Annotated in this window: 24 protein-coding genes and 1 riboswitch; of the genes, 8 read left to right on the forward strand and 16 right to left on the reverse strand. The window is 39.6% G+C overall.

All coding sequences use genetic code 11. From position 1 onward, the window contains the following. Window positions 1-3: 3 nt before the first annotated feature. Entirely contained in the window at window positions 4-393 is a 390-nt protein-coding gene (locus tag AAFN64_RS14985; RefSeq protein ID WP_347761064.1) for an HIT family protein, read from the reverse strand. Window positions 394-398: 5 nt separating this feature from the next. Then, window positions 399-875 carry a transcription elongation factor GreA gene (gene greA, locus AAFN64_RS14990; protein WP_136403786.1) on the reverse strand — a complete coding sequence of 159 codons (477 nt, stop codon included), beginning with the start codon at window positions 873-875 and terminating at the stop codon, window positions 399-401. A gap of 162 nt (window positions 876-1037) precedes the next feature. Here greA and AAFN64_RS14995 point away from each other — a divergent pair, with 162 nt between their 5' ends. Further along, window positions 1038-1460 carry a hypothetical protein gene (locus AAFN64_RS14995; RefSeq protein ID WP_300485369.1) on the forward strand — a complete coding sequence of 141 codons (423 nt, stop codon included), beginning with the start codon at window positions 1038-1040 and terminating at the stop codon, window positions 1458-1460. An 83-nt stretch (window positions 1461-1543) separates the two neighbouring features. On the opposite strand, the gene AAFN64_RS15000 is transcribed toward AAFN64_RS14995, so the two are convergent. From AAFN64_RS15000 to AAFN64_RS15025, 6 genes are all read right to left on the reverse strand, one after another. Continuing rightward, complete coding sequence (locus AAFN64_RS15000; protein WP_347761065.1) at window positions 1544-3748, reverse strand: TonB-dependent receptor; 2205 nt, start codon at window positions 3746-3748, stop codon at window positions 1544-1546. Between the two features lie 83 nt (window positions 3749-3831). Continuing rightward, window positions 3832-3944, reverse strand: a riboswitch (TPP riboswitch). A gap of 96 nt (window positions 3945-4040) precedes the next feature. After that, complete coding sequence (arfB, locus tag AAFN64_RS15005) at window positions 4041-4445, reverse strand: alternative ribosome rescue aminoacyl-tRNA hydrolase ArfB (RefSeq protein WP_347761067.1); 405 nt, start codon at window positions 4443-4445, stop codon at window positions 4041-4043. Window position 4446: 1 nt separating this feature from the next. After that, window positions 4447-6534, reverse strand: coding sequence for a DUF4301 family protein (locus AAFN64_RS15010; RefSeq protein WP_347761068.1), 2088 nt, complete (start codon window positions 6532-6534; stop codon window positions 4447-4449). After that, entirely contained in the window at window positions 6495-7118 is a 624-nt protein-coding gene (gene pnuC / locus AAFN64_RS15015) for a nicotinamide riboside transporter PnuC (RefSeq protein ID WP_300485377.1), read from the reverse strand. Before pnuC ends, AAFN64_RS15010 begins: the two co-directional genes overlap by 40 nt. 3 nt (window positions 7119-7121) lie before the next feature. Then, entirely contained in the window at window positions 7122-7844 is a 723-nt protein-coding gene (locus AAFN64_RS15020; protein ID WP_347761070.1) for a geranylgeranylglyceryl/heptaprenylglyceryl phosphate synthase, read from the reverse strand. Then, window positions 7841-8482, reverse strand: coding sequence for a 4'-phosphopantetheinyl transferase superfamily protein (locus AAFN64_RS15025; RefSeq protein ID WP_347761071.1), 642 nt, complete (start codon window positions 8480-8482; stop codon window positions 7841-7843). Before AAFN64_RS15025 ends, AAFN64_RS15020 begins: the two co-directional genes overlap by 4 nt. Window positions 8483-8645: 163 nt before the next feature. On the opposite strand from AAFN64_RS15025, the gene ahcY reads away from it, so the two are divergent. Then, entirely contained in the window at window positions 8646-9962 is a 1317-nt protein-coding gene (gene ahcY, locus AAFN64_RS15030; RefSeq protein WP_347761072.1) for an adenosylhomocysteinase, read from the forward strand. 322 nt (window positions 9963-10284) lie between these two features. On the opposite strand, the gene rpmA is transcribed toward ahcY, so the two are convergent. Further along, window positions 10285-10545, reverse strand: a complete 261-nt coding sequence (gene rpmA, locus AAFN64_RS15035) for a 50S ribosomal protein L27 (RefSeq protein WP_300485383.1) — start codon at window positions 10543-10545, stop codon at window positions 10285-10287. Between the two features lie 23 nt (window positions 10546-10568). Further along, the gene (rplU, locus tag AAFN64_RS15040) at window positions 10569-10931 is read right to left on the reverse strand and encodes a 50S ribosomal protein L21 (protein ID WP_136403777.1); all 363 of its coding nucleotides are present in this window, start codon (window positions 10929-10931) and stop codon (window positions 10569-10571) included. 201 nt (window positions 10932-11132) lie between these two features. Here rplU and AAFN64_RS15045 point away from each other — a divergent pair, with 201 nt between their 5' ends. Then, window positions 11133-12458: a pitrilysin family protein gene (locus tag AAFN64_RS15045; RefSeq protein WP_300486951.1), complete on the forward strand. Its 1326-nt coding sequence runs from the start codon at window positions 11133-11135 to the stop codon at window positions 12456-12458. A gap of 13 nt (window positions 12459-12471) precedes the next feature. Continuing rightward, on the forward strand, window positions 12472-14514 hold the full coding sequence (locus AAFN64_RS15050; RefSeq protein ID WP_300486948.1) for a pitrilysin family protein: 2043 nt from the start codon (window positions 12472-12474) through the stop codon (window positions 14512-14514). A gap of 46 nt (window positions 14515-14560) precedes the next feature. Here AAFN64_RS15050 and AAFN64_RS15055 read toward each other — a convergent pair whose 3' ends face one another. After that, window positions 14561-15424, reverse strand: a complete 864-nt coding sequence (locus AAFN64_RS15055) for an EamA family transporter (RefSeq protein WP_347761075.1) — start codon at window positions 15422-15424, stop codon at window positions 14561-14563. A gap of 111 nt (window positions 15425-15535) precedes the next feature. Between AAFN64_RS15055 and AAFN64_RS15060 the strand changes: the two genes are divergently transcribed. After that, window positions 15536-15913, forward strand: coding sequence for a heavy metal-associated domain-containing protein (locus AAFN64_RS15060; RefSeq protein ID WP_347761077.1), 378 nt, complete (start codon window positions 15536-15538; stop codon window positions 15911-15913). Between the two features lie 46 nt (window positions 15914-15959). Here the strand turns inward: AAFN64_RS15060 and gldD are convergent, their stop codons facing one another. From gldD to mutY, 4 genes are read right to left on the reverse strand one after another with little or no spacing between them, the layout of a single operon-like run. Further along, window positions 15960-16529 carry a gliding motility lipoprotein GldD gene (gene gldD, locus AAFN64_RS15065; RefSeq protein ID WP_300486939.1) on the reverse strand — a complete coding sequence of 190 codons (570 nt, stop codon included), beginning with the start codon at window positions 16527-16529 and terminating at the stop codon, window positions 15960-15962. Next, a complete protein-coding gene (gene gldE / locus AAFN64_RS15070) occupies window positions 16522-17820 on the reverse strand; it encodes a gliding motility-associated protein GldE (RefSeq protein WP_347761078.1) in 1299 nt (432 codons plus the stop codon). Before gldE ends, gldD begins: the two co-directional genes overlap by 8 nt. Before the next feature lie 23 nt (window positions 17821-17843). Next, the gene (gene ssb, locus AAFN64_RS15075; protein WP_136403770.1) at window positions 17844-18287 is read right to left on the reverse strand and encodes a single-stranded DNA-binding protein; all 444 of its coding nucleotides are present in this window, start codon (window positions 18285-18287) and stop codon (window positions 17844-17846) included. A gap of 36 nt (window positions 18288-18323) precedes the next feature. Further along, on the reverse strand, window positions 18324-19376 hold the full coding sequence (mutY, locus tag AAFN64_RS15080; protein WP_347761080.1) for an A/G-specific adenine glycosylase: 1053 nt from the start codon (window positions 19374-19376) through the stop codon (window positions 18324-18326). A gap of 132 nt (window positions 19377-19508) precedes the next feature. Between mutY and AAFN64_RS15085 the strand changes: the two genes are divergently transcribed. Together AAFN64_RS15085 and AAFN64_RS15090 are read left to right on the forward strand one after the other, a co-directional pair. Next, window positions 19509-19805: an HU family DNA-binding protein gene (locus AAFN64_RS15085; protein ID WP_136403768.1), complete on the forward strand. Its 297-nt coding sequence runs from the start codon at window positions 19509-19511 to the stop codon at window positions 19803-19805. A gap of 344 nt (window positions 19806-20149) precedes the next feature. Beyond that, window positions 20150-21703, forward strand: coding sequence for a ribonuclease E/G (locus AAFN64_RS15090; protein WP_300486929.1), 1554 nt, complete (start codon window positions 20150-20152; stop codon window positions 21701-21703). A 47-nt stretch (window positions 21704-21750) separates the two neighbouring features. Here the strand turns inward: AAFN64_RS15090 and AAFN64_RS15095 are convergent, their stop codons facing one another. Further along, window positions 21751-22191, reverse strand: a complete 441-nt coding sequence (locus AAFN64_RS15095) for a nucleoside deaminase (protein ID WP_300486926.1) — start codon at window positions 22189-22191, stop codon at window positions 21751-21753. A gap of 38 nt (window positions 22192-22229) precedes the next feature. Here AAFN64_RS15095 and AAFN64_RS15100 point away from each other — a divergent pair, with 38 nt between their 5' ends. Beyond that, the gene (locus AAFN64_RS15100) at window positions 22230-23999 is read left to right on the forward strand and encodes a 1-deoxy-D-xylulose-5-phosphate synthase (protein ID WP_347761082.1); all 1770 of its coding nucleotides are present in this window, start codon (window positions 22230-22232) and stop codon (window positions 23997-23999) included. Window positions 24000-24025 lie beyond the last annotated feature (26 nt).

Consider the following 24025-nt stretch of genomic DNA (forward strand, 5'->3'; position numbering starts at 1 on the left):
TAATTAAAGATTGCTGGCAATAGCCTGTGCCAGCTCTTCAAATTGTTGTTGGGTTAAACTGGTTTTACGCTGGAAACGCATATCGTCCATATCCTGAAGTGGAATAAGGTGTACGTGAACATGCGGTACTTCAAGGCCTACCACCGCCATACCGATTCGTTTGCAAGCCACGGTTTTCTCCAAAGCTTTGGCTACTTTTCTGGAAAAGCGCATCAGCTCCAGATAATGGTCTTCTTCCATATCGAAAATCTTATTGATTTCCGTTTTCGGAATACAAAGCGTGTGTCCTTTTGCATTTGGGTTAATATCCAGAAATGCCAGAAAGTTATCGTCTTCCGCTACTTTATGGCAGGGAATTTCGCCGTTGATGATTTTGGTAAAAATGGAGCTCATAGGAATTAGTCTCTTGAGATTTCTAAGATTTCGAATTTTAAGGTTCCGTTTGGCACCTGGATTTCTGCGATTTCGCCCACCGATTTTCCAAGTAAGCCTTTACCGATTGGAGACGTAACCGAAATTTTACCGGTTTTCAGATCCGCTTCGCTTTCGGCCACAAGCGTATATTTCAATTCCATACCATTGGTCTGGTTCTTGATTTTCACTGTTGACAATACTAATACTTTCGAAACATCCAGTTGTGATTCGTCGATCAAACGAGCATTTGCCACTACCTCTTCCATTTTGGCGATTTTCAATTCCAAAAGCCCCTGTGCCTCTTTAGCAGCATCATATTCGGCATTTTCGGACAAGTCACCTTTATCTCTTGCTTCAGCAATAGCCTGTGAGGCACGCGGACGTTCCACACTCTTTAGCTGATCCAGCTCATCTCTTAATTTTTTTAATCCTTCGGCAGTATAATAAGATACTTTAGTCATATTTTCGTCGTTTATATAAATAGAAAAAATCCCATCAAAAACGGGATTTATGTCTACAAAGATATATTTTTTTATTTATTTCGTTTTTAATTATGCTCTTTATAGCACAAGTCAAAGTTAATTAAATTAAATTTGTTTTTCAATTGTTTTACTAGATTTTATATGAAAAAATACCTCTTTTTATTGTTTTTAGCGGCTTTTATCGGAAGCTGTAGCAAAGACAGTGTTGTAAACAATAATAACCCTTACCTACCTAACTATCCGGTTTCTTTAACGATCAACTTAAACCTTCCGGCTTATAGTTCCTTAAAGTTTATCAACGGTTATGCGTATGTATCGGGGCCTGGAGCCGGAGTACGCGGCATTATTCTTTTTAAAGGTGCCACCGGGATTGTAGCTTTCGACCGTGCCTGTCCGAATCAGGGATTAAGCGATTGTTCCACTATGGATGTAGATGGCATTGATGCGGTTTGTCCCTGCGACAATAAAAGATATAGTTTATACACCGGAATTGGCGGTGGCCAATATCCGATGAAACAATATCGTACAGAACAAGTCGGCGATATCGTTCGGGTTTACAATTAATAAAAAAGGCTGTCTTTGGACAGCCTTTTTTATACTTTTATAATCACACCTGACAGGTTTTAGAAACCTGTCAGGTGTAGAAATTAAAATTTCAGTGTTAAACCACCCATAAAATTGATTCGCGCCTGCGGATAATAACCAACGCCTTCGATTGTCGTAACCTGATTTGGATTGGACCAATCGTCATCGTAGGTATAGAAAAACCCGTTTGACTGGTATTTGGTATTGAATATATTATTCACCAATCCGGTAATCACAATTGATTTAAAAATCTTTTTCGGTTTGATTTCATAAATGATATTAAAATCAGAAACCGCATAGGATTTTAAGATTGATTTTTCCGAATCGACATTCCCCATATACTGATTTCCAACAAACTTAGACAACAAGGTTAGCTGTAGGTTTTTTAACGGCAACCAGGTAATCGCATTCCCAGCTATAAAATCGGGTGAAAAAGCAATGTTAGTTTTCCCGAAATTGTGCAATTCGCCATCTTTATTCGCTACAAAATCGACAATCTTGTTTTGGCTGATGGTTGCATTTTGACGCAATACCCATTTCTCCGAAATAAAAATACTGGCATCCAATTCCAATCCAACACGGTAACTGTTATCTACATTAACCCGTTTCGATTCTCCAACATCATTCAACGCACCCGTCAACACCAACTGATCTTTATATTTCATATAGTAGGCGTTTACATTTAGCTTCGCTACTCGCGATGCATAGCGCCATCCCAATTCATAATCGTCCATTTTTTCTGGTTTCGGAACGTTTCCTTCATAATCGTTACGATTGGGTTCCCGACTGGCTTTGGCATATGAAAAATAGAAACTGTTTTTAGGATTCAGCACATAATTCAATCCTCCTTTTGGATTAAAAAAGCGGAACGTATCGTCCACCAATCCGGTTTTAACCGCATTCGCTTTGTAATTTACGTTTCGATATTGTAAATCACCATACAAACTTAAGGCCGATGTAATATCGTAGGTGGCCTTTGCAAATACGTTGACATCGGTTTTAATTCCTTTGTCATCGTAAAAAAGCTGACCGTAATCGTAGGCTGCTTTTTCCTTTACCCATAACAATTTTCCAAAGTGACCGCCTTCAAATTTATTAGCACCACCGCCGATAACCATATCCAGTTTGTCATTTTTATAATTGGATGAAAATGTAAAACCGTAGAAATCGTTGTCCAGCCATTTTTGGTTGATCAGATCCGATCTGGAGATTGTTGTTCCGTTATCGACAAACGGCGTTAATCCAAATTCCGAGAACTTCCCACTTCGCTTATAGCTTTCATAATAACCTTTTCCTTTGGTATAATGCGCCGCCAGATTCGTCGACCAGTTATCGTTCCATTTTTCATTCCAGTGTAATTGGTAATGATCCTGATTAAAATTATCGGTTTGATTATCGTAGAACTTCACCTGACCGTTATCATCAAAATACAAACCGGAAATATTAAACCTCGGATTGTTATCCAACATATTTTCGTCCAAACCTAAATCTTTCAGTTCCATCCCATCCAAACCGTTCCAAGACTGGTATGTTTTTTCCGAACCTCCAAAAACCAATGCTTTGATCAAGGTTGTTTTCCCCACATAGGTACCCTGAAGGAAATATGATTTCAGATCGGAAGACGCCCGGTCGATATAACCATCGGAATTGATTTTCGACAAACGTCCAGCCAATTCGAATTTGTTATTCAACAATCCCGAGCTGAATTTTACCGTATGTTTCCGGGTGTTAAAACTTCCAAAGGAATTTGAGATTTCACCATTTCCTTTTTCCGAATAACCATCGGTTAGCATATTTAAACTGGCACCAAAAGCTCCGGCACCATTGGTTGATGTTCCGGCACCGCGTTGCAACTGCAAACTTTCGACCGATGAGGCAAAATCGGGCATGTTCACCCAGAAAGTTCCCTGAGATTCCGAGTCGTTATACGGAATTCCATTAATGGTTACATTCACACGGGTCGCATCGCTACCCCGCACCCGAATTCCGGTATAGCCTACGCCATTCCCAGCATCGGTTGTGGTTACCACCGACGGCAGGTAATTTATCAGGACAGGTATATCCTGACCAAGGTTTCGTTCGGATATTTGTTTTTTTCCGACATTACTAAACGTAACCGGCGTTTTGTCGGCAGCACGAACCGCCGATACCAATACTTCGTCCAGTTGTTTTGTTTTTGTAGAATCGGTTACGGTTTTTTCCTGTGCGAAAAGCACCACCGGCTGAAGACATAGTAACGCCACAACGGATTGTAATACTGTTTTCATTCGTAAAATGTTACGAATAAAAGGGGTAATTATTCTTTGATTAATAAAAAATGATGTTTCCACGACACACGAATACCCTACGGCATCTGTGATGTCTTATTCCCTAAACAGCATTACCTGTTCCAGGTTCATTGGGTATGATCTCAGCTCGATTGTCCGGTTTTGAATCCGGATATAAGCACCCCTTTGAGACAGGACAAAATTATAAAAAGAAATCGCATAAAATCAAATCCGGATAGAAAAAACACAAAAAAGAACGTTTTTTCCCTATTGCGATTACACAATTCCTAATTTATTCCATTCCGGGTTTCCGGCGCGATTCTTTTTTCTGTGCCTGAAATCGTTTGTTTTGAATCCGTTTTTTTACCGCCGCATGTGGAATACGGGTTGCTTTTCGTTCTTTTTCGACCTGCAAAGCCTGTTGCATCAGCGATAGAAAACGCGTTGTCACGATTTCTTTATTTTTAAGCTGGCTTCGACTTTCCCCGCAACTAAGCAACAAAACACCTTCTTTTGTTAGTCGGTTTTCAAGTTTCGCCATCAGGAGTGTTTTTTCATCATCGGTAAACGCTCCGGAACCTGCAACATCAAAAACCAGTTGTATTTTGGTCGCTACTTTATTTACATGCTGACCACCCGCACCACTACTTCTTACCGCCTTATAGCGTAATTCGGCAAATAGTATTTCTTTTTGCATATTATCGTGGCTGATGCGCCGGTTTTAATAAGTCGTTTACGGTTTTCACCGGATTAAAGGTCAGAAGCGGCACTTCGGCAAAAACCGTAATCCAGTTGGCCATCGCACCGTTCCATAAGCCCGGTAACTCATAGGCTTTAATATCTTTACAGCCTTTGGTTTTATTGACAATAAATCCGGTATTATGATCAACATAATTTTCCAGATTGAATTTTTCTCCTTTATAATCTTTTACACCACAAACCAAATCGACCGGATTAAAATGCGTCGATTCGCTTAGGATTAATGCCTGCTTTTTATTTTGAAGATCTATTTGTGACGATTCCACAATTTGCAACGAATGCATGCCTTCTTCACCCGTCACCCAAAACGGTCCGCCGCCCGGTTCTCCTTCATTTTTCACCATACCACACACCCGTATCGGTCGGTTTAAAAGCTGAAACAACTGACTCTTTTGGTTTTCGAATGTATATTTTGAAAAATTACGCGGTAAGACAACATTTAGTTCGCCGGTAGCAAAATCAATTATTTTTTGAACAATCGCCGGATCGGTTGTTGTTTCCAATACCTTTAGACTTTCGAAAATTTGTTCCTGTAGTCGTATCAGCAATCCACCTAATAATTTTTTATACCGAACTATCCCTTCAAAATGATTAAAACAAACATTATCGATATTTTTCACGAAAACAATATCGCTGGTCAGTCGGTTTAGATTCTGAATCAACGCCCCATGTCCGCCCGGTCGGAAGAAAAGCGAACCGTCTTCCAGTCGGAACGGATCATTATCAAGGCCAACCGCTAATGTATCCGTGGCTTTATCCTGAAAAGAATAGTCAACATCGACTGCATTTTCATTCGTCAAAACCACTTCTGAAAAACCTTCCAAATGTTCTTCCGAAACTGTAAAATGAATATGATGCTTACCCTCTACATTGGTGTATGCCTGTGCTTCTTTGAGATGCTTATAAATTGGCGTTGTGATCGCTTCTTTTTCCTGATGGAACGGCAATACGCCTTTCGGTTTATTCAGAAAATCGAATTTTGCCGGTGACAACATCGTTTCGATAAAACGGTAATATTTTTCATCCTGAGAAAAATCATCAAAACCTTCGTATTCCGATTTTGTTTCCTGAAGCACATCGGCATAAAACGGAAACTTTTCTATTCCAACCAAAAACACCGACAATTCCAATGCTTTCTTTCTATTTACATAAGCATTGATTGTTTCGTCGTGTAATTTAAACTCATTCAGAAAATCGACGAGAAATTTAAACATTCTACTGGCAGCACCCGAAGCCGGAACCAGTTTTTCGATCGAAAACCGATCCTGACGCGCTTCGAAATAATCGACCAATTCCTGCTCCTGATCTTCATCAAAGAGTCGGATTCCGTCGCCTACCGTTGCGATTTTATGAAGGTTGATTTTCGCAATTCCTTCGTTAAAGAACTTCAATTGCCTTTCGATAGCATCGATATTGGTTCCCCGATGCCACATTTGTAGAAAATCGGCCGATGTAAAGCCCAGGCTTTTGGCTTTAAGTAACATTTCCACCGCTTTTACCGCCGTTTCAAAACGTTGTTCTTTATTCCCCGAAAGGATAATATAGGGTTTATTATTTTCAATTAAGGCATTTTCAAAAAGCTGAAAGGTTTCTTCCCGTTTTTCCGGGCGATCCCTTAGGTCGTCTTTTTCCCAAGGCACATCAACATCCGTCAGGAAAAACAAATCGTAATTATGTTCACGCGCGGCATCGTCCAGTAATTCATCGCAAAATCCATAATAGATTTCCGAAAACACTTTGGTCACCATCAGATTGGTATCACAAAACAGCAACTTACTGGCAATCTGAACGGCTTCATTTTCGAGTTTCATCTGACCAACGGCAATCGGAAGCATATCGCTTTCATCACAAATTGCCTGTTGTTCTTCCCATTTTTGCTGTAGATAATTTCGCGCATATTCGGGTATCCAGATGGTTTTAAAATGTTCTGCCAACTGTCTGGACAATGTCGTTTTCCCTGTGCTTTCAGGGCCGTACATGGTTACTTTTATAACTTTTGAGTATCGTTGTTTAAGATCTTTCTCCATTCTAAATAGGCCGATATTGCCAATAGTGTAAATATTAAATACTGTAACGACAACATTCCCAACCCTCTATATGCATAAAGCGGTACCGCGATAATGTCGCCGATTATCCAAAGCGTCCAGTTTTCGATTTTTTTATTGGCCATATACCACATACCGGTAAAAAACAGCCCCGACGCCAATATGTCAACATAATTTTCGTGTTTGATTTCGTAATCAAACAAATTATAGATTGCGAAAATTATAATAATTGTTATTAAAAACAAGAATATACCGATAATTTTTTCGGTCAATGTTGTCCTGGATATGGACAAAGAATCAACATTTGTTCTTTTTCGGGCCCAATTGTACCAGCCGTAAATACTCATTATCGAGAAATATAGATTGATCAACATGTCGCCGAGATAGCCTGCCTGAAAAAGCAGGTAAACCGTAATGGTCGTCGCTATAAGCCCGGTTGGATAGACCCAAATATTTTCTTTTTTAGCATACCATACACTGGCAATACCAAAAACAAAGGCTATAAACTCCAGTACGATCTGTAGCGTTGACGCATTTTTATAGGCATCTAAAAAGAAATCCACCATACCTTATAAATCTGAAAAAAAGTCGACGTTTTTTTCGAAAGCCGTTCCGATTACTACCATGGTTGCTCCAGCCTGATAGACCTGTTCCATATGTGCTTTCGACCGAATTCCGCCGCCAACAATAAGCGGAATAGCAATATTTTCTGCGACCTTACGTACTGTCTCCAACGGAACAGGCAATTGCGCACCGCTACCCGCTTCGAGATACATCATTTTATGACCGATCATTTCTCCCGCAAGAGCTGTTGCGACAGCAATTTCCGGTTTGTCATTTGGTACCGGCATCGTTCCGCTAATATAGGAAACCGTTGTTTGCTTTCCGCTTTCAATGAGTATATAGCCGGTTGAGATTACTTCCAGTTGCGATTGTTTTAATAACGGAGCCGCCTGGACATGTTGTCCGATGAGATATTCCGGGTTTCTTCCGGAAATAAGCGACAAAAACAACATTCCGTCGGCATGATTGGTAATATGGGCCGCATTTCCCGGGAAAAGCAAAATCGGCAGCGTCAGTTTTGCCTTTAATGCTGCAATAATGGCATCCTGCTGATCATTAAACAACAAACTTCCGCCAATAAAAATATGTGTTGCGCCCGATAGTGCCATTTTATCAATCAGGACATCCAGCTGTTCGCAATCCACTTTATCCGGATCGAGCAAAATAGCCAGTAGTCGTTTTCCCTGTTGTTGTGCCGTTATAATTTGTTTGTAAATTTCCCCCATCATCTGCATGTATTTTGTTCGAGGGCATAAACCAATGTAAAGTCTTCGATTTCTTCAAAATAAAATTCAAAATCTTTTCGAAAATTATCCTTGGTGACGGTTGCCGTTCCTTTCTTATCGTCCATTACAAACGGATGAACAGTCATATTGTCTTTAAAACTCAGGCTTCGGGAATTGCACATTTTATATTTTGCTTCTTTCGCGCCCCAAATCACGGTTAACTTCCGGATATAATCGGGTTCGGATTTATCGAGAAAAGCAAATTCCGGATCGATAAATTTATCAGCAATTTTACTGATCTTCTCCCGTCGCAGCTCCATGTCGATTCCGACATTATTTTTTCCAACAATAATCGCTGAAAATTCATAGGAATGTGTAATTGAAATATTCTTACCATCGCTTAAATGTGGTTTTCCAAAAGCGTCGTAATACAGGTCCAAATCGGTATAACCGAGCTCCGCGAACAGATTTCGTACACTTAGAAATCCTCTTTGATGTTGTTCGGATTTCATTCCGTTTACACGTACGCGGCTCGAGTCCTTTAACGGTTTATCGCGGAATAATTCGTCCAGTGATTCTGTGATTTTCCAAACCAGAACCCGGGTATCAGGATCTATTTTTATTGTTTTATAAAGCGGCATTAGCGCGGATGGTTTATATATTGAAGCGGTAAATTTTTATTTTTCTGATAACGAAAACGTTAGCTTTTCCGGCAAACACGAAATATCCGGTTATCCTTCCAATTTTAAAAACTAATTCCGTAAATTTGCACTAAATTTTTTGTAAATACAAATAATAAAGCAGATGAGCACAAAAACATTGCCTTTCGTGGCTTACAAAGTAAAAGATATTTCTCTGGCCGCCTGGGGAAGAAAAGAGATCGAATTAGCAGAAGCGGAAATGCCGGGATTAATGGCACTTCGTGCAGAATATAAAGAGGAGCAACCTCTTAAAGGTGCTCGTATTGCAGGATGTCTTCACATGACGATCCAAACTGCGGTTTTAATCGAAACTTTAATCGCTTTAGGAGCTGAAGTTACCTGGAGTTCTTGTAATATTTTCTCTACTCAGGATCAGGCCGCTGCTGCAATTGCTGCAACAGGTGTACAGGTTTATGCATGGAAAGGTCTTAACGAGGAAGAATTTGACTGGTGTATTGAGCAGACCTTATTCTTTGGAGAAGACAGACAACCATTAAACATGATCTTAGATGACGGTGGTGATTTAACCAATATGGTTATCGACCGTTATCCGGAATTAATCCCTGCTATTAAAGGATTATCAGAAGAAACTACAACAGGAGTACACCGTTTATACGAAAGAATGAAAAACGGAACATTACCAATGCCTGCTATCAACGTAAACGACTCGGTTACCAAATCGAAATTCGACAACAAATACGGTTGTAAAGAAAGTGCTGTGGATGCAATCCGTCGTGCTACAGACGTAATGTTAGCCGGTAAAAGAGTAGTTGTTTGCGGATACGGTGACGTTGGAAAAGGTACAGCGGCTTCTTTCCGTGGCGCCGGTTCTATTGTAACCGTTACCGAAATCGATCCAATCTGTGCTTTACAGGCTGCAATGGACGGTTATGAAGTTAAAAAATTAGATACTGTAGTAGGTAATGCTGATATCATCATCACTACAACAGGAAACAAAGACATCGTTATCGGAAAACATTTCGAGAAGATGAAAGACAAAACGATCGTTTGTAACATTGGTCACTTCGATAACGAAATCGATATGGCCTGGTTAAACAAAAACCACGGTGCTTCTAAAATCGAAATCAAACCTCAGGTTGACAAATACACCATCAACGGTGTAGATATTATCATTTTGGCCGAAGGTCGTTTGGTAAACTTAGGTTGTGCAACAGGACACCCAAGCTTTGTAATGAGTAACTCGTTCACCAACCAAACGTTGGCACAGATCGAATTATGGAAACACAGCGACAAATACGAAAATCAGGTATATATGCTACCAAAACACTTAGATGAAAAAGTAGCCGCTTTACACCTTGCCAAATTAGGCGTTGAACTGGAAACATTAAACACAGAGCAAGCCGCTTATATTGGTGTTGAAGTTTCTGGACCATTCAAACCGGAATATTACAGATATTAATCCCCAAAATATCCTGTAACAGAAAAGACCTCAAAATTGAGGTCTTTTTTTTATACCTAATAGTAAAACCTGACAGGTTTTAATCTCAGCATATGAACCTGTCAGGTTTGGCTACTAATAATAACACTATAACCTAGCAGGTTTTAATCTCAGTATGTATTTAAATCAGGTGTCTAGCAGCAAACAATAAGCAACAATAAAACCTGACAGGTTTTACTTAGCACAGGTTAAACCTGTCAGGTTTGTCTACGAATAAGCACAAAAAAAGCCCGTTTCTGAGAAACGGGCTTTTATATCTTTTCTTGTAAGATAAGATAGATTCTTATGCTTCGAATGGAACTACAGAAACATAGGATTTGTTTTCTCCTTTTTTCTGGAATTTCACCACTCCGTCAACTTTTGCATGTAAAGTATGATCTTTACCCATGTAAACGTTTTCTCCCGGATTGTGTTTAGAACCTCTTTGTCTTACGATAATGTTTCCAGCAATTGCAGCTTGACCACCAAAAATCTTAACACCTAAACGTTTCGATTCTGATTCTCTACCATTCTTGGAACTACCGACACCTTTCTTGTGAGCCATGACGTATTAGTTTTTAATGTTAATTATTCTTCTGTAGCTTCCGCTTTTTTAGTCGCTTTTTTCTTTGTAGCTCCCGCTCCAGTGATACCACTGATTACGATTTGCGTTAAAGATTGTCTGTGACCGTTTTTCTTTTTGTAACCTTTTCTTCTTTTCTTTTTGAAAACGATTACTTTATCACCTTTTAAGTGTTTTAACACTTGGGCTTCTACTGAAGCACCTTCTACAGCTGGGGCGCCTAAAGTTACGTTTCCGTTGTCATCTAATAAAAGAACTTTGTCAAAAGTAACTTTAGTTCCTTCTTCAGAAGCCAAACGGTGAACATAAACCTTTTGGTCTTTGCTTACTTTAAATTGTTGCCCTGCTATCTCTACGATTGCGTACATAACAATAATGTTTGATTAATTTTTAAGTCTGCAAATATACAACTAATTCTTTATGAAACAACCATATACCTGTAATTTTGGTGCACACACAAATTTTAATCAAAAAAAGGTACATATTTTCCACAAAACAAAACGATTACCTGTAACTTTTTACCGAAATTGCACACCTATATCGTTATCAAAAATAAATTACTAATTTTTATGAAAAAATCTTTAATGGCTTTGAGTTCACTTCTGATGCTTGGCGGCGTAGCTTCAGCGCAGAAAGTAGCGTTTGAAGAATACAATTTAGACAACGGACTTCATGTGATTTTACACAAGGATCCATCGGCACCGGTAGTAGTTACATCGGTAATGTACCATGTGGGTGCCAAAGACGAAAACCCAAGCAGAACGGGATTCGCACACTTTTTCGAACACCTTTTGTTTGAAGGAACCAAAAACATCGCCCGTGGCGAATGGTTTAAAATCGTAACCGCCAACGGTGGAAACAACAATGCCAACACGTCGGACGACAGAACGTATTACTACGAAGTTTTCCCGTCGAACAATTTGGAACTGGCTTTATGGATGGAATCCGAAAGACTAATGCACCCGGTTATCAACCAGATCGGTGTGGACACTCAAAACGAAGTTGTTAAAGAAGAAAAAAGATTACGTGTAGACAATCAGCCTTACGGTAATTTATTTACTGAAGTTAAAAAGAACATCTTTACCAAACACCCGTACCGTTGGGCACCAATCGGCTCAATGGAACACCTGGATGCAGCGACATTACAGGAATTCCAGGCTTTCAACAAAAAATTCTACATTCCTAACAATGCAGTATTAGTTGTTGCCGGAGATTTTGATTCGGCTCAGGCGAAAGAATGGGTACAAAAATATTTCGGACCAATCCAGAAAGGAACTCCGATTACCCGTGAAAAATTCGAAGAGGCTCCAATCACACAAACAATCCACGCGACTTACGAAGATCCGAACATTCAGATCCCAATGGCCGTTACTGCTTACAGAACGCCATCGATGAAAACACGTGACGCAAGAGTATTAGACATGATCTCTTCTATCTTATCTGACGGAAAAAGTTCCCGTCTATACAAAAAGATGGTTGACGAGAAAAAAATGGCTTTACAAATCGGAGCTTTCAACTACAGTCAGGAAGACTATGGCGTGTATTTTATCTACGGTTTACCATTAAGCCCAAACACTCCTGCTGACTTAATTAAAGGAATGGACGAAGAGATTGCAAAACTACAAACGGAGTTAATTTCTGAAAAAGATTTCCAAAAATTACAAAACCAGTATGAAAACCAAAACGTAAACAGTAATTCCAATTTGGAAGGTGTTGCCGAAAATCTGGCATCTTACTATTTACTATATGGTGATGTAAACCTAATCAATAATGAAATTGATATTTACCGTTCTATTACGCGTGAAGAAATCAGAGACGTGGCGAAGAAATACTTAAACCCGAACCAACGTTTGATTTTAGATTATACTCCAGCAAAAGACAAAGCACAAAACTAAGCAGCCATTCATCATGAAAAAATTTATATATATAGCAGCGAGCTTGTTTTTATCGATTACTATGCAAGCACAAGACAGACCTCAACCGAAACCGGGACCAGCACCAACTATCAATGTTAAAAAACCGGAAACCTTTACCCTAAAAAACGGTTTAAAAGTAATGGTTGTTGAAAACCATAAACTACCACGCGTTTCTTACACCCTTACTTTAGACAACCCTCCGTATGCGGAAGGCGATAAAAAAGGTGTTGCCGATTTAACGAGCAGCATGATCGGAAAAGGAAGCAAAAAAATATCAAAAGACGCTTTTAACGAAGAAACCGACTTTTTAGGAGCTAACATCAGCTTTTCTTCTAACGGAGCAAATGCCAGCGGATTATCCAAATATGCCGGAAGAATCCTTGAATTAATGGCCGAAGGTGCTTTACACCCGGTATTCACTCAGGAAGAATTCGACAAAGAAAAAGCCAAATTACTGGAAGGAATCAAATCGCAGGAGAAAAGCGTTACCGCTGTAGCTTCTCGCGTTGAAAACGTTTTAGCTTTTGGAAAAACACACCCTAACGGGGAATATTTAAGCGAAGAAAGCATCAACAAAGTAACCTTAAACGATGTGGTTTTAAACTACAACACCTATTTCGTTCCGGGGAATGCTTACCTTGTTGTTATTGGTGACGTAAACTTAAAAGAAACCAAAAAAACCGTTGAAAAACTTTTCGGTTCCTGGAAAAAAGCCATCGCGCCACAGTTAACCTATTCTGATCCTAAAAACGTTCAGTATTCTCAAATCAACCTTGTGGATATGCCAAACGCAGTACAATCGGAAATTGCCTTGGTAAACACGGTGAACTTAAAAATGACCGACAAAGATTACTTTGCTACTTTATTAGCGAACCAAATCTTAGGTGGTGGTGGTGAAGGACGTTTATTCCTAAACCTACGTGAAAAACACGGATGGACTTACGGTGCGTACTCTTCAATCGGATCCGGAAAATATGTAACTAAATTCCGTTCTTCCGCTTCTGTTAGAAACGCTGTTACCGACAGTGCTGTTGTAGAATTCTTTAACGAATTAAAACGTATCAAAACAGAATTGGTTTCTGCAGAAGATCTTAAAAATGCAAAAGCCAAATACATTGGAAACTTCGTAATGCAAATTGAGAAACCGGCTACTATTGCCCGTTATGCTTTAAACACAGCTACTCAAAACTTACCGGAAGATTTCTACGAAAACTATATTAAAAACATCAGTGCCGTTACACCGGAAGATATCCGTAACGCTGCTAACAAATATTTCCTTTCTGACAACACCCGTATTGTAGTAGTTGGAAAAGCAGCGGATGTATTACCAGGATTGGAGTCGTTAAAAACACCTATTTTCTATTTTGACAAATACGGAAACCCAACTGAAAAACCAGTGGTAAACAAACCAATTCCTGCCGGAGTTACTGCAAAAACAGTATTCGACAATTACATCAAAGCTATTGGTGGTGAAAAAGCCGTAGCCGGAGTAAAATCAATTGCTACCGTTTCAACAGCTTCTATTCAGGGACAGGCATTGGAATTAATCAGCAAACACACTTCCGATAACAAATCGTTAATGGAAATGAAAGTTGCAGGTATGTCAATGTCAAAACAAGTTGTGAGCGACAAAGCAGCTTATGCGGTACAACAAGGACAACGCAAAGACTTTACTGCTGAAGAATTCAAAGAGAAAAAAGAAAACGCTGCTGCTTTCCCGGAATTAGCTTACGCTAAAAGAGCCGACCTTAAAATCAAAGGAATCGAAACGATCAACGGAGCAGATGCTTATGCTATCGAAAATGGCAAATCGACTTTATACTATGATGTAAAAACAGGTTTAAAAGTTGGAGAAGCAAAAACGATGGAAAGAGCTGGTCAGAAAATGACACAAATGGTTTCTTACAGCGACTATAAAGAAGTAAAAGGTATCAAAGTTCCTTACAAAACAATCATGAATGTAGGTATGGATCTTGATTTCACTACATCGGATGTAAAAATCAACGAAGGTGTTACTGCTGCTGACTTTCAGTAATCAATAACCCGATTCAAAATAAAAGGCCGCTAGAAAGCGGCCTTTTTTATTTTCGTGCAGAGAAATAAACGCCAATCAGAATGATCAACGCTCCAACAATCTGAAACAGTTCCATTTTTTCATTATCCAATATCCCCCAGACAAAAGCAACCACCGGAATCAAATAAGTCACAGAAGACGCAAAAATCGGCGATGACATCTGGATCAGTCTAAAGAAAATAATATTCGCGATACCGGTTCCCAATATCCCCAGAATGGCAATATATAGTACTGATTCCTGTACTTGCGCCTGACCTGCTACCTGGAAAAAATCGGTACAGGATAATACGATAATCGCCGGAATCATCAACACCACAAAATTTCCGGTCGTGATGCTCAATGAATTCACATCCGACAGGTATTTTTTGATCAGGTTTACATTCATCGCATAACAAACCGCCGCAATCACCACCAGAATCGCAAAATAATAATTCTGATTGGGATTACTTTTCGCTCCGGAATAAATCAATACTACACATCCTATAAGCCCTATAATGACCCCGAAAAACTGTCGGCGCTGAAATTCAAGTCCGAATAGAAAAGCCCCCAACAACAATGTATTTAAAGGTGTTAACGAATTTAGGATCGCACTGGTTGCACTACTGATTTCCGTTTGCGCAAAAGAAAACAGAAACACCGGCATAAACGTCCCGACAAAAGCCGTTAAGGCGATGTATTTCCATTTATCCGAAGGAATCTTAGTAAGACTTCGAAATCCTACAATCAATAAAAAAGCGGCCGCAAACAACATCCGCAAAGCGCCCAGCTGAAAAGGTGTTAATCCAACAAGACCTCTTTTAATCAGGATAAAAGAACTTCCCCAGATTAAAGAAAGTCCAATCAGTAATATCCATTTGATCTGTTTTGTCATTTTAGTATTTTTTTAAGACGTAAAAGTCTAACAATAAAACGGGAAAACGGTCCTTTTTTTATAATTTTGTAACGCGCTCCAAAAGAGCTTTTTAATCTTAAAATAGTCCTTATGAATATCACAAAAAAAATAGCCGTATTTGCATTTGCCGCATTTGCATTGGTTAGCTGTAAAAAAGAAGAGAAAAATACTGCCGAAGGAACGGTAGCTACCGAGAACACCAAAGATGTTGCCGCCAAAATGGAAACGGCAAGTTTTAACATCGAAGGAATGACTTGTGCAATGGGTTGTGCCGCTACGATCGAAAACAAATTAGGCCGTTTGGATGGTGTAACTTCTGCAAAAGTTGACTTCGAAACCAAAACAGCTACCGTTGAATTCGACGCCAACAAACAATCGGCTTCGTCACTAACACAAACGGTTGAAGGCGTTGCCGACGGAAAGACCTATAAAGTGTCGAACATGAAAGAAGAACCAAAGAAAGCGTAATCAAAAGCTCTCCGATATAAAAAAAGCGCCTCTTCCGGGCGCTTTTTTATTTCCATCGCAGGCTTTCCATGATCCTGCGCATATCGTTTTTAATATAACTTGCCGCCGGCATTATCGAGTCGAAATTGGGTTTGGTATAAAAATATACCGATCCTACTATAAAATGTCGGGTACTATCGGTCACATAAAACTGAGCATTAGTTGCCGCATTACCACCAACCTGATAAAACATTCCGTATACTTTCTCTCTTCCATTAATAAAAGGCTGCTCCTGTATATCATCGGCTTTGATCACGTGTTCATAGGTCAGTTTTTGCGCATCCCGTAACAAGACATCAATATTATTATTAACCGGCTTATAATCGATATAAATCGTTCCTTTCATATTCGGATAATTAATATCGAATCCGCACACTCCTTTTTTATTGATCTTAGTCCGGCTATTCACATCAAAAGTAAACGCACATCCATCGTTAAAAGGTGTATATTCCGGTTTTGGATATTCCAGACTAAGATATGCTTTTGGCTTTGGCACAGTGTCGCCTTTACAAGCCGTAAACAACGATCCTGTAGCCACCAACAATGCAAAAGCAGTATTTTTAAGTATTCTATTCATCGAGCAAGGTCACTTTAATTTGTTTGACTCGGCGTTTGTCTACCGATTCGACGGTAAATATACAATCTGCAAAATTTATTTTCTGATGCTTTTTGGGAAAATTTCCCGAAATCTCCAAAATAAATCCGGCCAGTGTTTCCGATTCTCCTTTACTGGTTTCGAAAACCTCTTCGTTTACCGGTACAATCCGATAGAAATCCTTAAGGCTGATTTTACCTTCAAACAAAAAGTTTTTGGTGTCGATCTGTGAAAAGACAATATTCTCATCGTCGAATTCATCACTGATATCCCCAACAATTTCTTCCAGAATATCTTCCAATGAAATCACTCCGGAAGTTCCGCCATATTCATCAACAACAATCGCCAGGTGATTTTTCATACCCTGAAATTCCTTTAAAAGGTTATCCAGTTTTTTATTTTCAGGCACAAAAAACGGTTCCCGAAGCAACTTTTGCCATTCAAAATCAGCTTTATCGATATGAGGAAGTAGGTCTTTTACGAACAAAACACCCTCAATATGGTCAATATCTTCTTTAAAAACCGGAATACGGGAATACCCTTTTTCTACGATCTGCGCTACAATTTCCGAAAAGGAATCTTCCATATCCAGCGCAAATACATCAATTCTCGGACTCATTACCTGTCGGGCTTCGGTATTTCCAAAGTTCACAATTCCTTCCAGTATCTTTTGTTCTTCTTTGGTGGTATCGCCATAATCGGTCATCTCCAACGCCTGTGATAACTGATCCACTGAAAAACTTTCTTTTTCTCTTCCGATTTTTTTATGCAGATAGATAATGATTTTTCGCAGTGGAATACTTACCGGCGTAAGCAGTTTGTCTAAAAAAACCACTAAACGGCTAACACCCTGAGCAAATTTGACATTATTTCGGGTCGCATACATTTTAGGCAGTACCTCTCCAAAGAAAAGAATCAATACCGCTACCAATGCGATTTCCAGCAGCGTTTTAGTCCCGATCGCCATCAATTCGGAAAAAACCCGATCGCCCAGATAGGAAAACAAAACCACGATCGTAATATTGGCAAAGTTATTCGCCACCAAAAAAGTCATCGACAATTTTTTAGGCGCTTCCAGTAAGCGCCCGATTTGTTTTCCCCGGACAGCGTCGATCGCTATCAGGCTTTCGATTTCTTTTTTAGTAAGTGAGAAAAGTGCGGTTTCGGCGCCGGATATCAGTGCAGAGCAGAACAACAGGAATAGTATTCCTGTAATTAGAAATATAAGGTTAAAATCTATAGTACTTAATAAACTGACGGGGCCTGGGTCCAAATCAAACAGAATTAGTTAAACAATTAAAACGGCATATCATCATTTTGCATCGGTGTACCCGGTGAATCAAATGATGGTTTTGAAGTATCGCCCGAAGTCGGGAAACCCGGTTTATTGTTTTCGATTTCCTTTTTCGTTGTTAAAAAGGTAAATTCGGTTACCTGGATTTCGGTAGTGTACTTTGTCGTACCGTCTTCGGCTTGCCATTGTCTGGATTTGATACGGCCTTCCACATAAATCTTATCACCTTTTGAAAGATATTTTTCGCATATCTCAGCCGCCTTATTGCGCACCACAAGATTATGCCATTCTGTAGAAGTGATTCTTTCGTTTGTCGTTTTGTTAATATACACCTCATTGGTTGCAAGAGGAAAACGTCCAATACAATTACCTCCTTCGAAATAATGCATTTTTACATCATCTCCCAAATGTCCAATTAACATGACTTTATTTACCGTTCCGTTCATGGCTCGTACCTATTTATTAACTCAAATATACTAAATCTATTTATTTATTACGTACTCTGTGATAAAATTATATATCACAATAGGAAATGGAAGCTTCTCAACATCATCCCATGACAAACTGCCTGATATTGTATCGGTTGTCTTTAACTCCCAAAAATAAATATGCAAATGTTGGTGCGAAAGCTTATGAAGAATTTGTTTTTCGTTTAAAAGACGTAACTCCTGCAAACGACCTCCCTCCGGAATTGTGACACTTTTTATAAGTTGCTCCGGCATAACATCGCGATGTATATCAGCTGCTGTTTCAACCAACGGAAATTCGTACAATCCGAACCAGATACCTTTATCCTGTCTTTTTTGGACAACCGTTTTCCCGGATGGATCGACAAACAGAATATAATTCAGATAGCGATTGGTAACTTTTGTTTTCTTTAATTTTACCGGAAGACGATCCACTTTCTTCTTTTGCAAGGCCACACAACTGTCATTAAACACACACGAAGTACAATCCGGATTTTTAGGCACACATTGTAAAGCACCAAATTCCATCATCGCCTGATTAAACAGCGATGCTTTATCTACCGGCAACAATTCGGCTGCCAAGGCTTTAAATTCTTTTTTTGCCGCCGGAGAAGCAATATCCGTTTCTACATCAAAATACCGCGCCAATACACGAAACACATTCCCATCGACCACCGGAACCGGCTCTCCATAAGAAATAGATGCAATTGCCGCTGCGGTATATTCCCCTACTCCTTTTAACTTTAAAAGCCCTTCGTAATTTTCGGGAAACACCCCATTTCGCTCAAAGGCGATATATTGTGCCGTAGCATGCAGATTTCGCGCCCTCGAATAGTAGCCCAAACCCTGCCAGAGTTTTAGCACTTTTTCTTCATCGGCAGTTGCCAGATCAAAAACAGTTGGAAAGGCTTCAACAAACGCTAAAAAATACGGCAAACCTTGCGCAACTCGCGTTTGTTGTAACATGATTTCAGACAGCCATATACGATAGGGATCCGCCGTTTTTCGCCATGGCAAATCGCGCTTAGACCGCAAATACCACTGGATTAACGAGTTAGAAAAATCCATTATAAAAAATTAGGATACAAAAATAAAACTTTATGTAATTAAATTTTAATCGATTAAGGTTGAAATATTGTATTTTTAATTCCTATATTTGCAAACTCAAAAAATTACACATCAATATAAATACGAAAGAAAATGACGAAAGCAGACATCGTAGCGAAAATTTCCGAGAAATTGGGTCTAGAAAAAGGAGATGTACAAGCAACAGTTGAGTCTTTTATGGACGAAGTAAAAAACTCATTAGAAACTGGTGACAACGTATACTTAAGAGGTTTTGGTAGCTTTATCATCAAAACAAGAGCTGAGAAAACCGGTAGAAACATCTCTAAAAATACTACAATTAAGATTCCTGCCCACAACATCCCGGCTTTCAAACCAGCAAAAGTTTTTGTTGATGGCGTGAAAACGAATACTGAAGTAAAAGTTAACTAATTTATTAATCACTCTAAACACTACAATTTATGCCAAGTGGTAAAAAAAGAAAAAGACATAAGGTAGCAACTCACAAACGTAAAAAGAGAGCGAGAGCTAACCGTCATAAGAAGAAAAAGTAGTTTAAAACTACTTTTTTCTTTTTAAAGTTTAAAGTTCATTGAAATTGAAATCATAAAAAACGGAGTAAATCAGTAAGTTTTTAACTACAAACCAATCGTTTCTAGCTATCACACTTATTATTCCAATTATGGTTTCCCGGGTAAAACCTGTAAATTTAATGTTTAATCCATCTGTACGCTGGTAGCACTATTTTGATAGTTGTTATTATTGTATGGATAAAAATGTACCATGTGAACAAGGAATTAATTATCCGATCCAGTTCAGAAGCGGTAGATTTTGCCTTATTAAAAGATGGAAAACTAATTGAATTGCACAGAGAAGAGGGCGAAAAAAACGGCTTTCAGGTAGGTGATATTTTTATTGCCAAAATCCGAAAACCCGTAGCAGGATTGAATGCAGCCTTTGTAAATGTAGGTTTCGAAAAAGATGCCTTTTTACATTATCATGATTTGGGTCCGAACCTATCTTCTCTAATGAAATTCATCAAACTTGTAAGCGCAGGTAAAATAAAAGATTTCTCCCTAAAAAACTTTCCTTTTGAACCTGAGATCGACAAGGATGGTGCTATATCCGACGTGTTAAGCGCCAATCAGTCAATTTTAGTTCAAGTAGTTAAAGAACCCATATCCACCAAAGGGCCACGAATAAGTTCTGAACTTTCACTGGCCGGGCGATATGTTGTTTTAGTTCCTTTTTCGGATCGTATCTCGATTTCTCAAAAAATCGAATCGAAAGAAGAAAAAGATAGATTAAAACGTTTGGTTCAATCTATCAAACCAAAAGGATTTGGTGTTATTGTCAGAACAGTAGCAGAAGGCAAAAAAGTAGCTGAACTCGACAAAGACTTACAGAATTTGTTGGACAAATGGACCACAATGTGTAAGCGAATCCCTACAGCTCATCATCCTTCAAAAGTATTAGGCGAACTCAACAGAGCGTCCTCAATACTACGCGATGTCTTTAATGATACCTTTACCGGTATTCATATCGATGATGAGGATCTGTATTATCAAACGAAGGAGTATTTGCAAGAAATAGCTCCTGCTAAAGTATCTATTGTTAAGCATTATCAATCGAAAGAGTTACCTCTTTTTGAGAAATACAATATAGAGCGACAAATTAAGACGTCTTTTGGAAGAACGGTCTCTATGAGCAAAGGAGCTTATTTAATCATAGAACACACCGAAGCTTTACACGTAATTGACGTCAACAGCGGTAACCGCTCCAACAAAGCGCAAAACCAGGAAGACACTGCCTTAGAAGTAAATCTGATTGCTGCGGCCGAAATAGCCCGACAATTGCGATTGCGCGACATGGGTGGTATCATTGTAATCGATTTTATCGATATGTCAAATCCTGATAACCGTAAAGTGCTCTACGATTTCTTACGAGAGGAAATGAGCGATGACAAAGCGAAACATAAAATCTTGCCTCCTAGCAAATTTGGATTAATTCAAATTACTAGACAAAGAGTCAGACCCGAAGTTAATATCAAAACAAGAGAAGAAAACCCGAATAATGAAAACGGGGAAATTGAAGCTCCTATCCTGATTATTGATAAAATATCGGCTGATCTAGAACGAATTTTTAAGGATCACAAAAAAGTGGTTCTAAATGCGCATCCCTTTGTGGCTGCCTATATAACTAAAGGTTTTCCATCATTACGTTCAAAATGGTTTTTTGAACATAAAAAATGGGTGAAAGTTATACCTCGTGACGCTTACACGTACTTAGAATATCACTTCTTCGACAAAGATGGAAGTGAAATTAAATAAATCCAAACCGCTCGTTGTGAAACGGAGCGGTTTTTTTATGTCTATAATTAGCGTCTTTTCTGAAAGAAAGCCTTCATTAAAGCCCCGCACTCCTGTTCCATAACACCGGTTACCACAGTTGTTTTCGGATGCAGTTGCGCTCCCATCTTGCGATAGCCACGGTGCTCGTCGTATGCACCGTAAACCACTTTTGAAATCTGACTCCAATACAATGCTCCGGCGCACATCTGACACGGTTCCAGTGTTACGTAAAGCGTACAGTCTTTCAGGTATTTCCCGCCCAAAAAATTGGCCGCCGCTGTAATCGATTGCATTTCGGCATGTGCCGTAACATCGTTTAACAACTCCGTCAGGTTATGACTTCTGGCAATTACCCGATTGTCGACAACCACAATAGCTCCGACCGGAATTTCTCCTTTTTCGAAAGCAATCTCCGCTTCCTGGAGTGCCTTTTTCATAAAATAATCGTCCGTGAAAATGTTTTCCATAAAAACAAAAATACAATTTCAAATTGTACCTTTGCACCATGGCAGCAAAACTCTTATCAAACATACTATCTCCCACCGATTTACGCAAGCTCCCTATTGCGGAACTTCCGGTTCTGGCACAGGAACTGCGTGAGTTTATCATCGACATTGTATCGACAAAGGAAGGTCATTTGGGTGCGAGTTTAGGAGTTGTAGAACTGACCATAGCCCTACATTATGTTTTTAACACTCCGGACGACCAACTGGTATGGGATGTTGGACATCAGGCCTACGGTCATAAAATCCTGACCGAGCGTGCCGCGGTATTCCACACCAACCGTCAATTGGGCGGTATTTCCGGTTTCCCGAATCGCAGCGAAAGTATTTACGATACTTTTGGCGTTGGACATTCCTCCACAGCTATTTCGGCCGCTTTGGGAATGGCCATAGCTTCCCGGTTACAAGGAGCTGTCGAAAAACAACATATCGCTGTTGTGGGCGATGCTTCAATTGCCTCCGGAATGGCCTTTGAAGGTCTCAACCATGCCGGTGTGACCGATGCCAATTTACTCGTAATTCTAAACGATAACGCCATTGGGATCGATCCAAGTGTAGGCGCTTTAAAAGAATATCTGACATCCGTAAAAGATGGAAGCAATCCAAGGGACAACAACATGATCCGTTCGTTAAACTTTGATTATTCCGGACCAATCGACGGTCATGATATTCCATTATTGATTAAAGAACTGATCCGATTAAAAGATAAAAAAGGACCAAAATTCCTGCATATTACCACCACAAAAGGAAAAGGACTCGAACAGGCCGAAAAAGACCAGGTTCGTTATCACGCTCCGGGTAAATTCGACAAAACAACCGGAGAGATTCTCCCTCGTTTGGAGGAAAACCTGCCGCCAAAATTCCAGGATGTATTCGGATTGACGTTAGTCGAACTGGCCCGTCAAAACGAACGTATCATCGGGATTACCCCGGCTATGCCCACCGGTTCGTCGCTTAAATTTATGATGGACGAAATTCCGGACCGCGCTTTCGATGTAGGGATCGCCGAACAACATGCCGTGACACTGGCTGCCGGAATGACCACCCAGGGAATGGTTGTCTTTTGTAATATCTATTCCACTTTCCTGCAACGCGCCTACGATCAGGTCATTCACGATGTGGCCTTACAGAATTTACCCGTTATATTTTGTCTGGACCGAGCCGGCCTGGTTGGTGAAGATGGCGCTACGCATCAGGGCGTATTCGATATTGCTTACCTGAATTGTGTTCCCAATCTGATTTTATTTGCCCCTATAAATGAAATTGAACTCCGAAACGGTATGTATACCGCACAATTAGGACTGGATCATCCGATAGCAATACGTTATCCGAGAGGAAGAGGTTATGTTCAAAACTGGCAACTTCCGTTCGAAAAAATTGAAATCGGTAAAGCCCGAAGACTTTCGAAAGGTAGCAAAATTGCCATTTTATCCACCGGAACCATAGGAAACAATGTATTACAGGCTTTGGAACAAACAGAAAATCGCGATTTGTTTTCCCATTATCATTTTCCGTTTATAAAACCATTGGACATTGCAACTCTGGAAGCAATCTGTAACAGCCACAAACAACTGATTACGATAGAAGACGGATCCGTATTAGGCGGTTTCGGAAGTACTATTGCGGCATATGTAAGTGCTCATTATACCGGGCTAAGTGTTAAAACACTGGGCATTCCAGACGAGTTTATTGAGCACGGCACAGTTATTGAGCAGCAAAAAAAATGCAAAATTGATGTTAACAGTCTGATAACGCTATTTTCAAGTTATTGATTTTAACCTCATTTGCCAAACTAAAG

The sequence above is a fragment of the Flavobacterium sp. CAU 1735 genome, assembly GCF_039888695.1.
Taxonomy (GTDB): domain Bacteria; phylum Bacteroidota; class Bacteroidia; order Flavobacteriales; family Flavobacteriaceae; genus Flavobacterium.

Excerpts from the sequence above, each read along its gene's own strand:
- AAFN64_RS14985 (WP_347761064.1), bottom strand. The coding sequence starts at position 393 with ATGAGCTCCATTTTTACCAAAATCATCAACGGCGAAATTCCCTGCCAT.
- greA (WP_136403786.1), bottom strand. The coding sequence starts at position 875 with ATGACTAAAGTATCTTATTATACTGCCGAAGGATTAAAAAAATTAAGA.
- AAFN64_RS14995 (WP_300485369.1), top strand. The coding sequence starts at position 1,038 with ATGAAAAAATACCTCTTTTTATTGTTTTTAGCGGCTTTTATCGGAAGC.
- AAFN64_RS15000 (WP_347761065.1), bottom strand. The coding sequence starts at position 3,748 with ATGAAAACAGTATTACAATCCGTTGTGGCGTTACTATGTCTTCAGCCG.
- arfB (WP_347761067.1), bottom strand. The coding sequence starts at position 4,445 with ATGCAAAAAGAAATACTATTTGCCGAATTACGCTATAAGGCGGTAAGA.
- AAFN64_RS15010 (WP_347761068.1), bottom strand. The coding sequence starts at position 6,534 with ATGGAGAAAGATCTTAAACAACGATACTCAAAAGTTATAAAAGTAACC.
- pnuC (WP_300485377.1), bottom strand. The coding sequence starts at position 7,118 with ATGGTGGATTTCTTTTTAGATGCCTATAAAAATGCGTCAACGCTACAG.
- AAFN64_RS15020 (WP_347761070.1), bottom strand. The coding sequence starts at position 7,844 with ATGATGGGGGAAATTTACAAACAAATTATAACGGCACAACAACAGGGA.
- AAFN64_RS15025 (WP_347761071.1), bottom strand. The coding sequence starts at position 8,482 with ATGCCGCTTTATAAAACAATAAAAATAGATCCTGATACCCGGGTTCTG.
- ahcY (WP_347761072.1), top strand. The coding sequence starts at position 8,646 with ATGAGCACAAAAACATTGCCTTTCGTGGCTTACAAAGTAAAAGATATT.
- rpmA (WP_300485383.1), bottom strand. The coding sequence starts at position 10,545 with ATGGCTCACAAGAAAGGTGTCGGTAGTTCCAAGAATGGTAGAGAATCA.
- rplU (WP_136403777.1), bottom strand. The coding sequence starts at position 10,931 with ATGTACGCAATCGTAGAGATAGCAGGGCAACAATTTAAAGTAAGCAAA.
- AAFN64_RS15045 (WP_300486951.1), top strand. The coding sequence starts at position 11,133 with ATGAAAAAATCTTTAATGGCTTTGAGTTCACTTCTGATGCTTGGCGGC.
- AAFN64_RS15050 (WP_300486948.1), top strand. The coding sequence starts at position 12,472 with ATGAAAAAATTTATATATATAGCAGCGAGCTTGTTTTTATCGATTACT.
- AAFN64_RS15055 (WP_347761075.1), bottom strand. The coding sequence starts at position 15,424 with ATGACAAAACAGATCAAATGGATATTACTGATTGGACTTTCTTTAATC.
- AAFN64_RS15060 (WP_347761077.1), top strand. The coding sequence starts at position 15,536 with ATGAATATCACAAAAAAAATAGCCGTATTTGCATTTGCCGCATTTGCA.
- gldD (WP_300486939.1), bottom strand. The coding sequence starts at position 16,529 with ATGAATAGAATACTTAAAAATACTGCTTTTGCATTGTTGGTGGCTACA.
- ssb (WP_136403770.1), bottom strand. The coding sequence starts at position 18,287 with ATGAACGGAACGGTAAATAAAGTCATGTTAATTGGACATTTGGGAGAT.
- mutY (WP_347761080.1), bottom strand. The coding sequence starts at position 19,376 with ATGGATTTTTCTAACTCGTTAATCCAGTGGTATTTGCGGTCTAAGCGC.
- AAFN64_RS15085 (WP_136403768.1), top strand. The coding sequence starts at position 19,509 with ATGACGAAAGCAGACATCGTAGCGAAAATTTCCGAGAAATTGGGTCTA.
- AAFN64_RS15090 (WP_300486929.1), top strand. The coding sequence starts at position 20,150 with ATGTACCATGTGAACAAGGAATTAATTATCCGATCCAGTTCAGAAGCG.
- AAFN64_RS15095 (WP_300486926.1), bottom strand. The coding sequence starts at position 22,191 with ATGGAAAACATTTTCACGGACGATTATTTTATGAAAAAGGCACTCCAG.
- AAFN64_RS15100 (WP_347761082.1), top strand. The coding sequence starts at position 22,230 with ATGGCAGCAAAACTCTTATCAAACATACTATCTCCCACCGATTTACGC.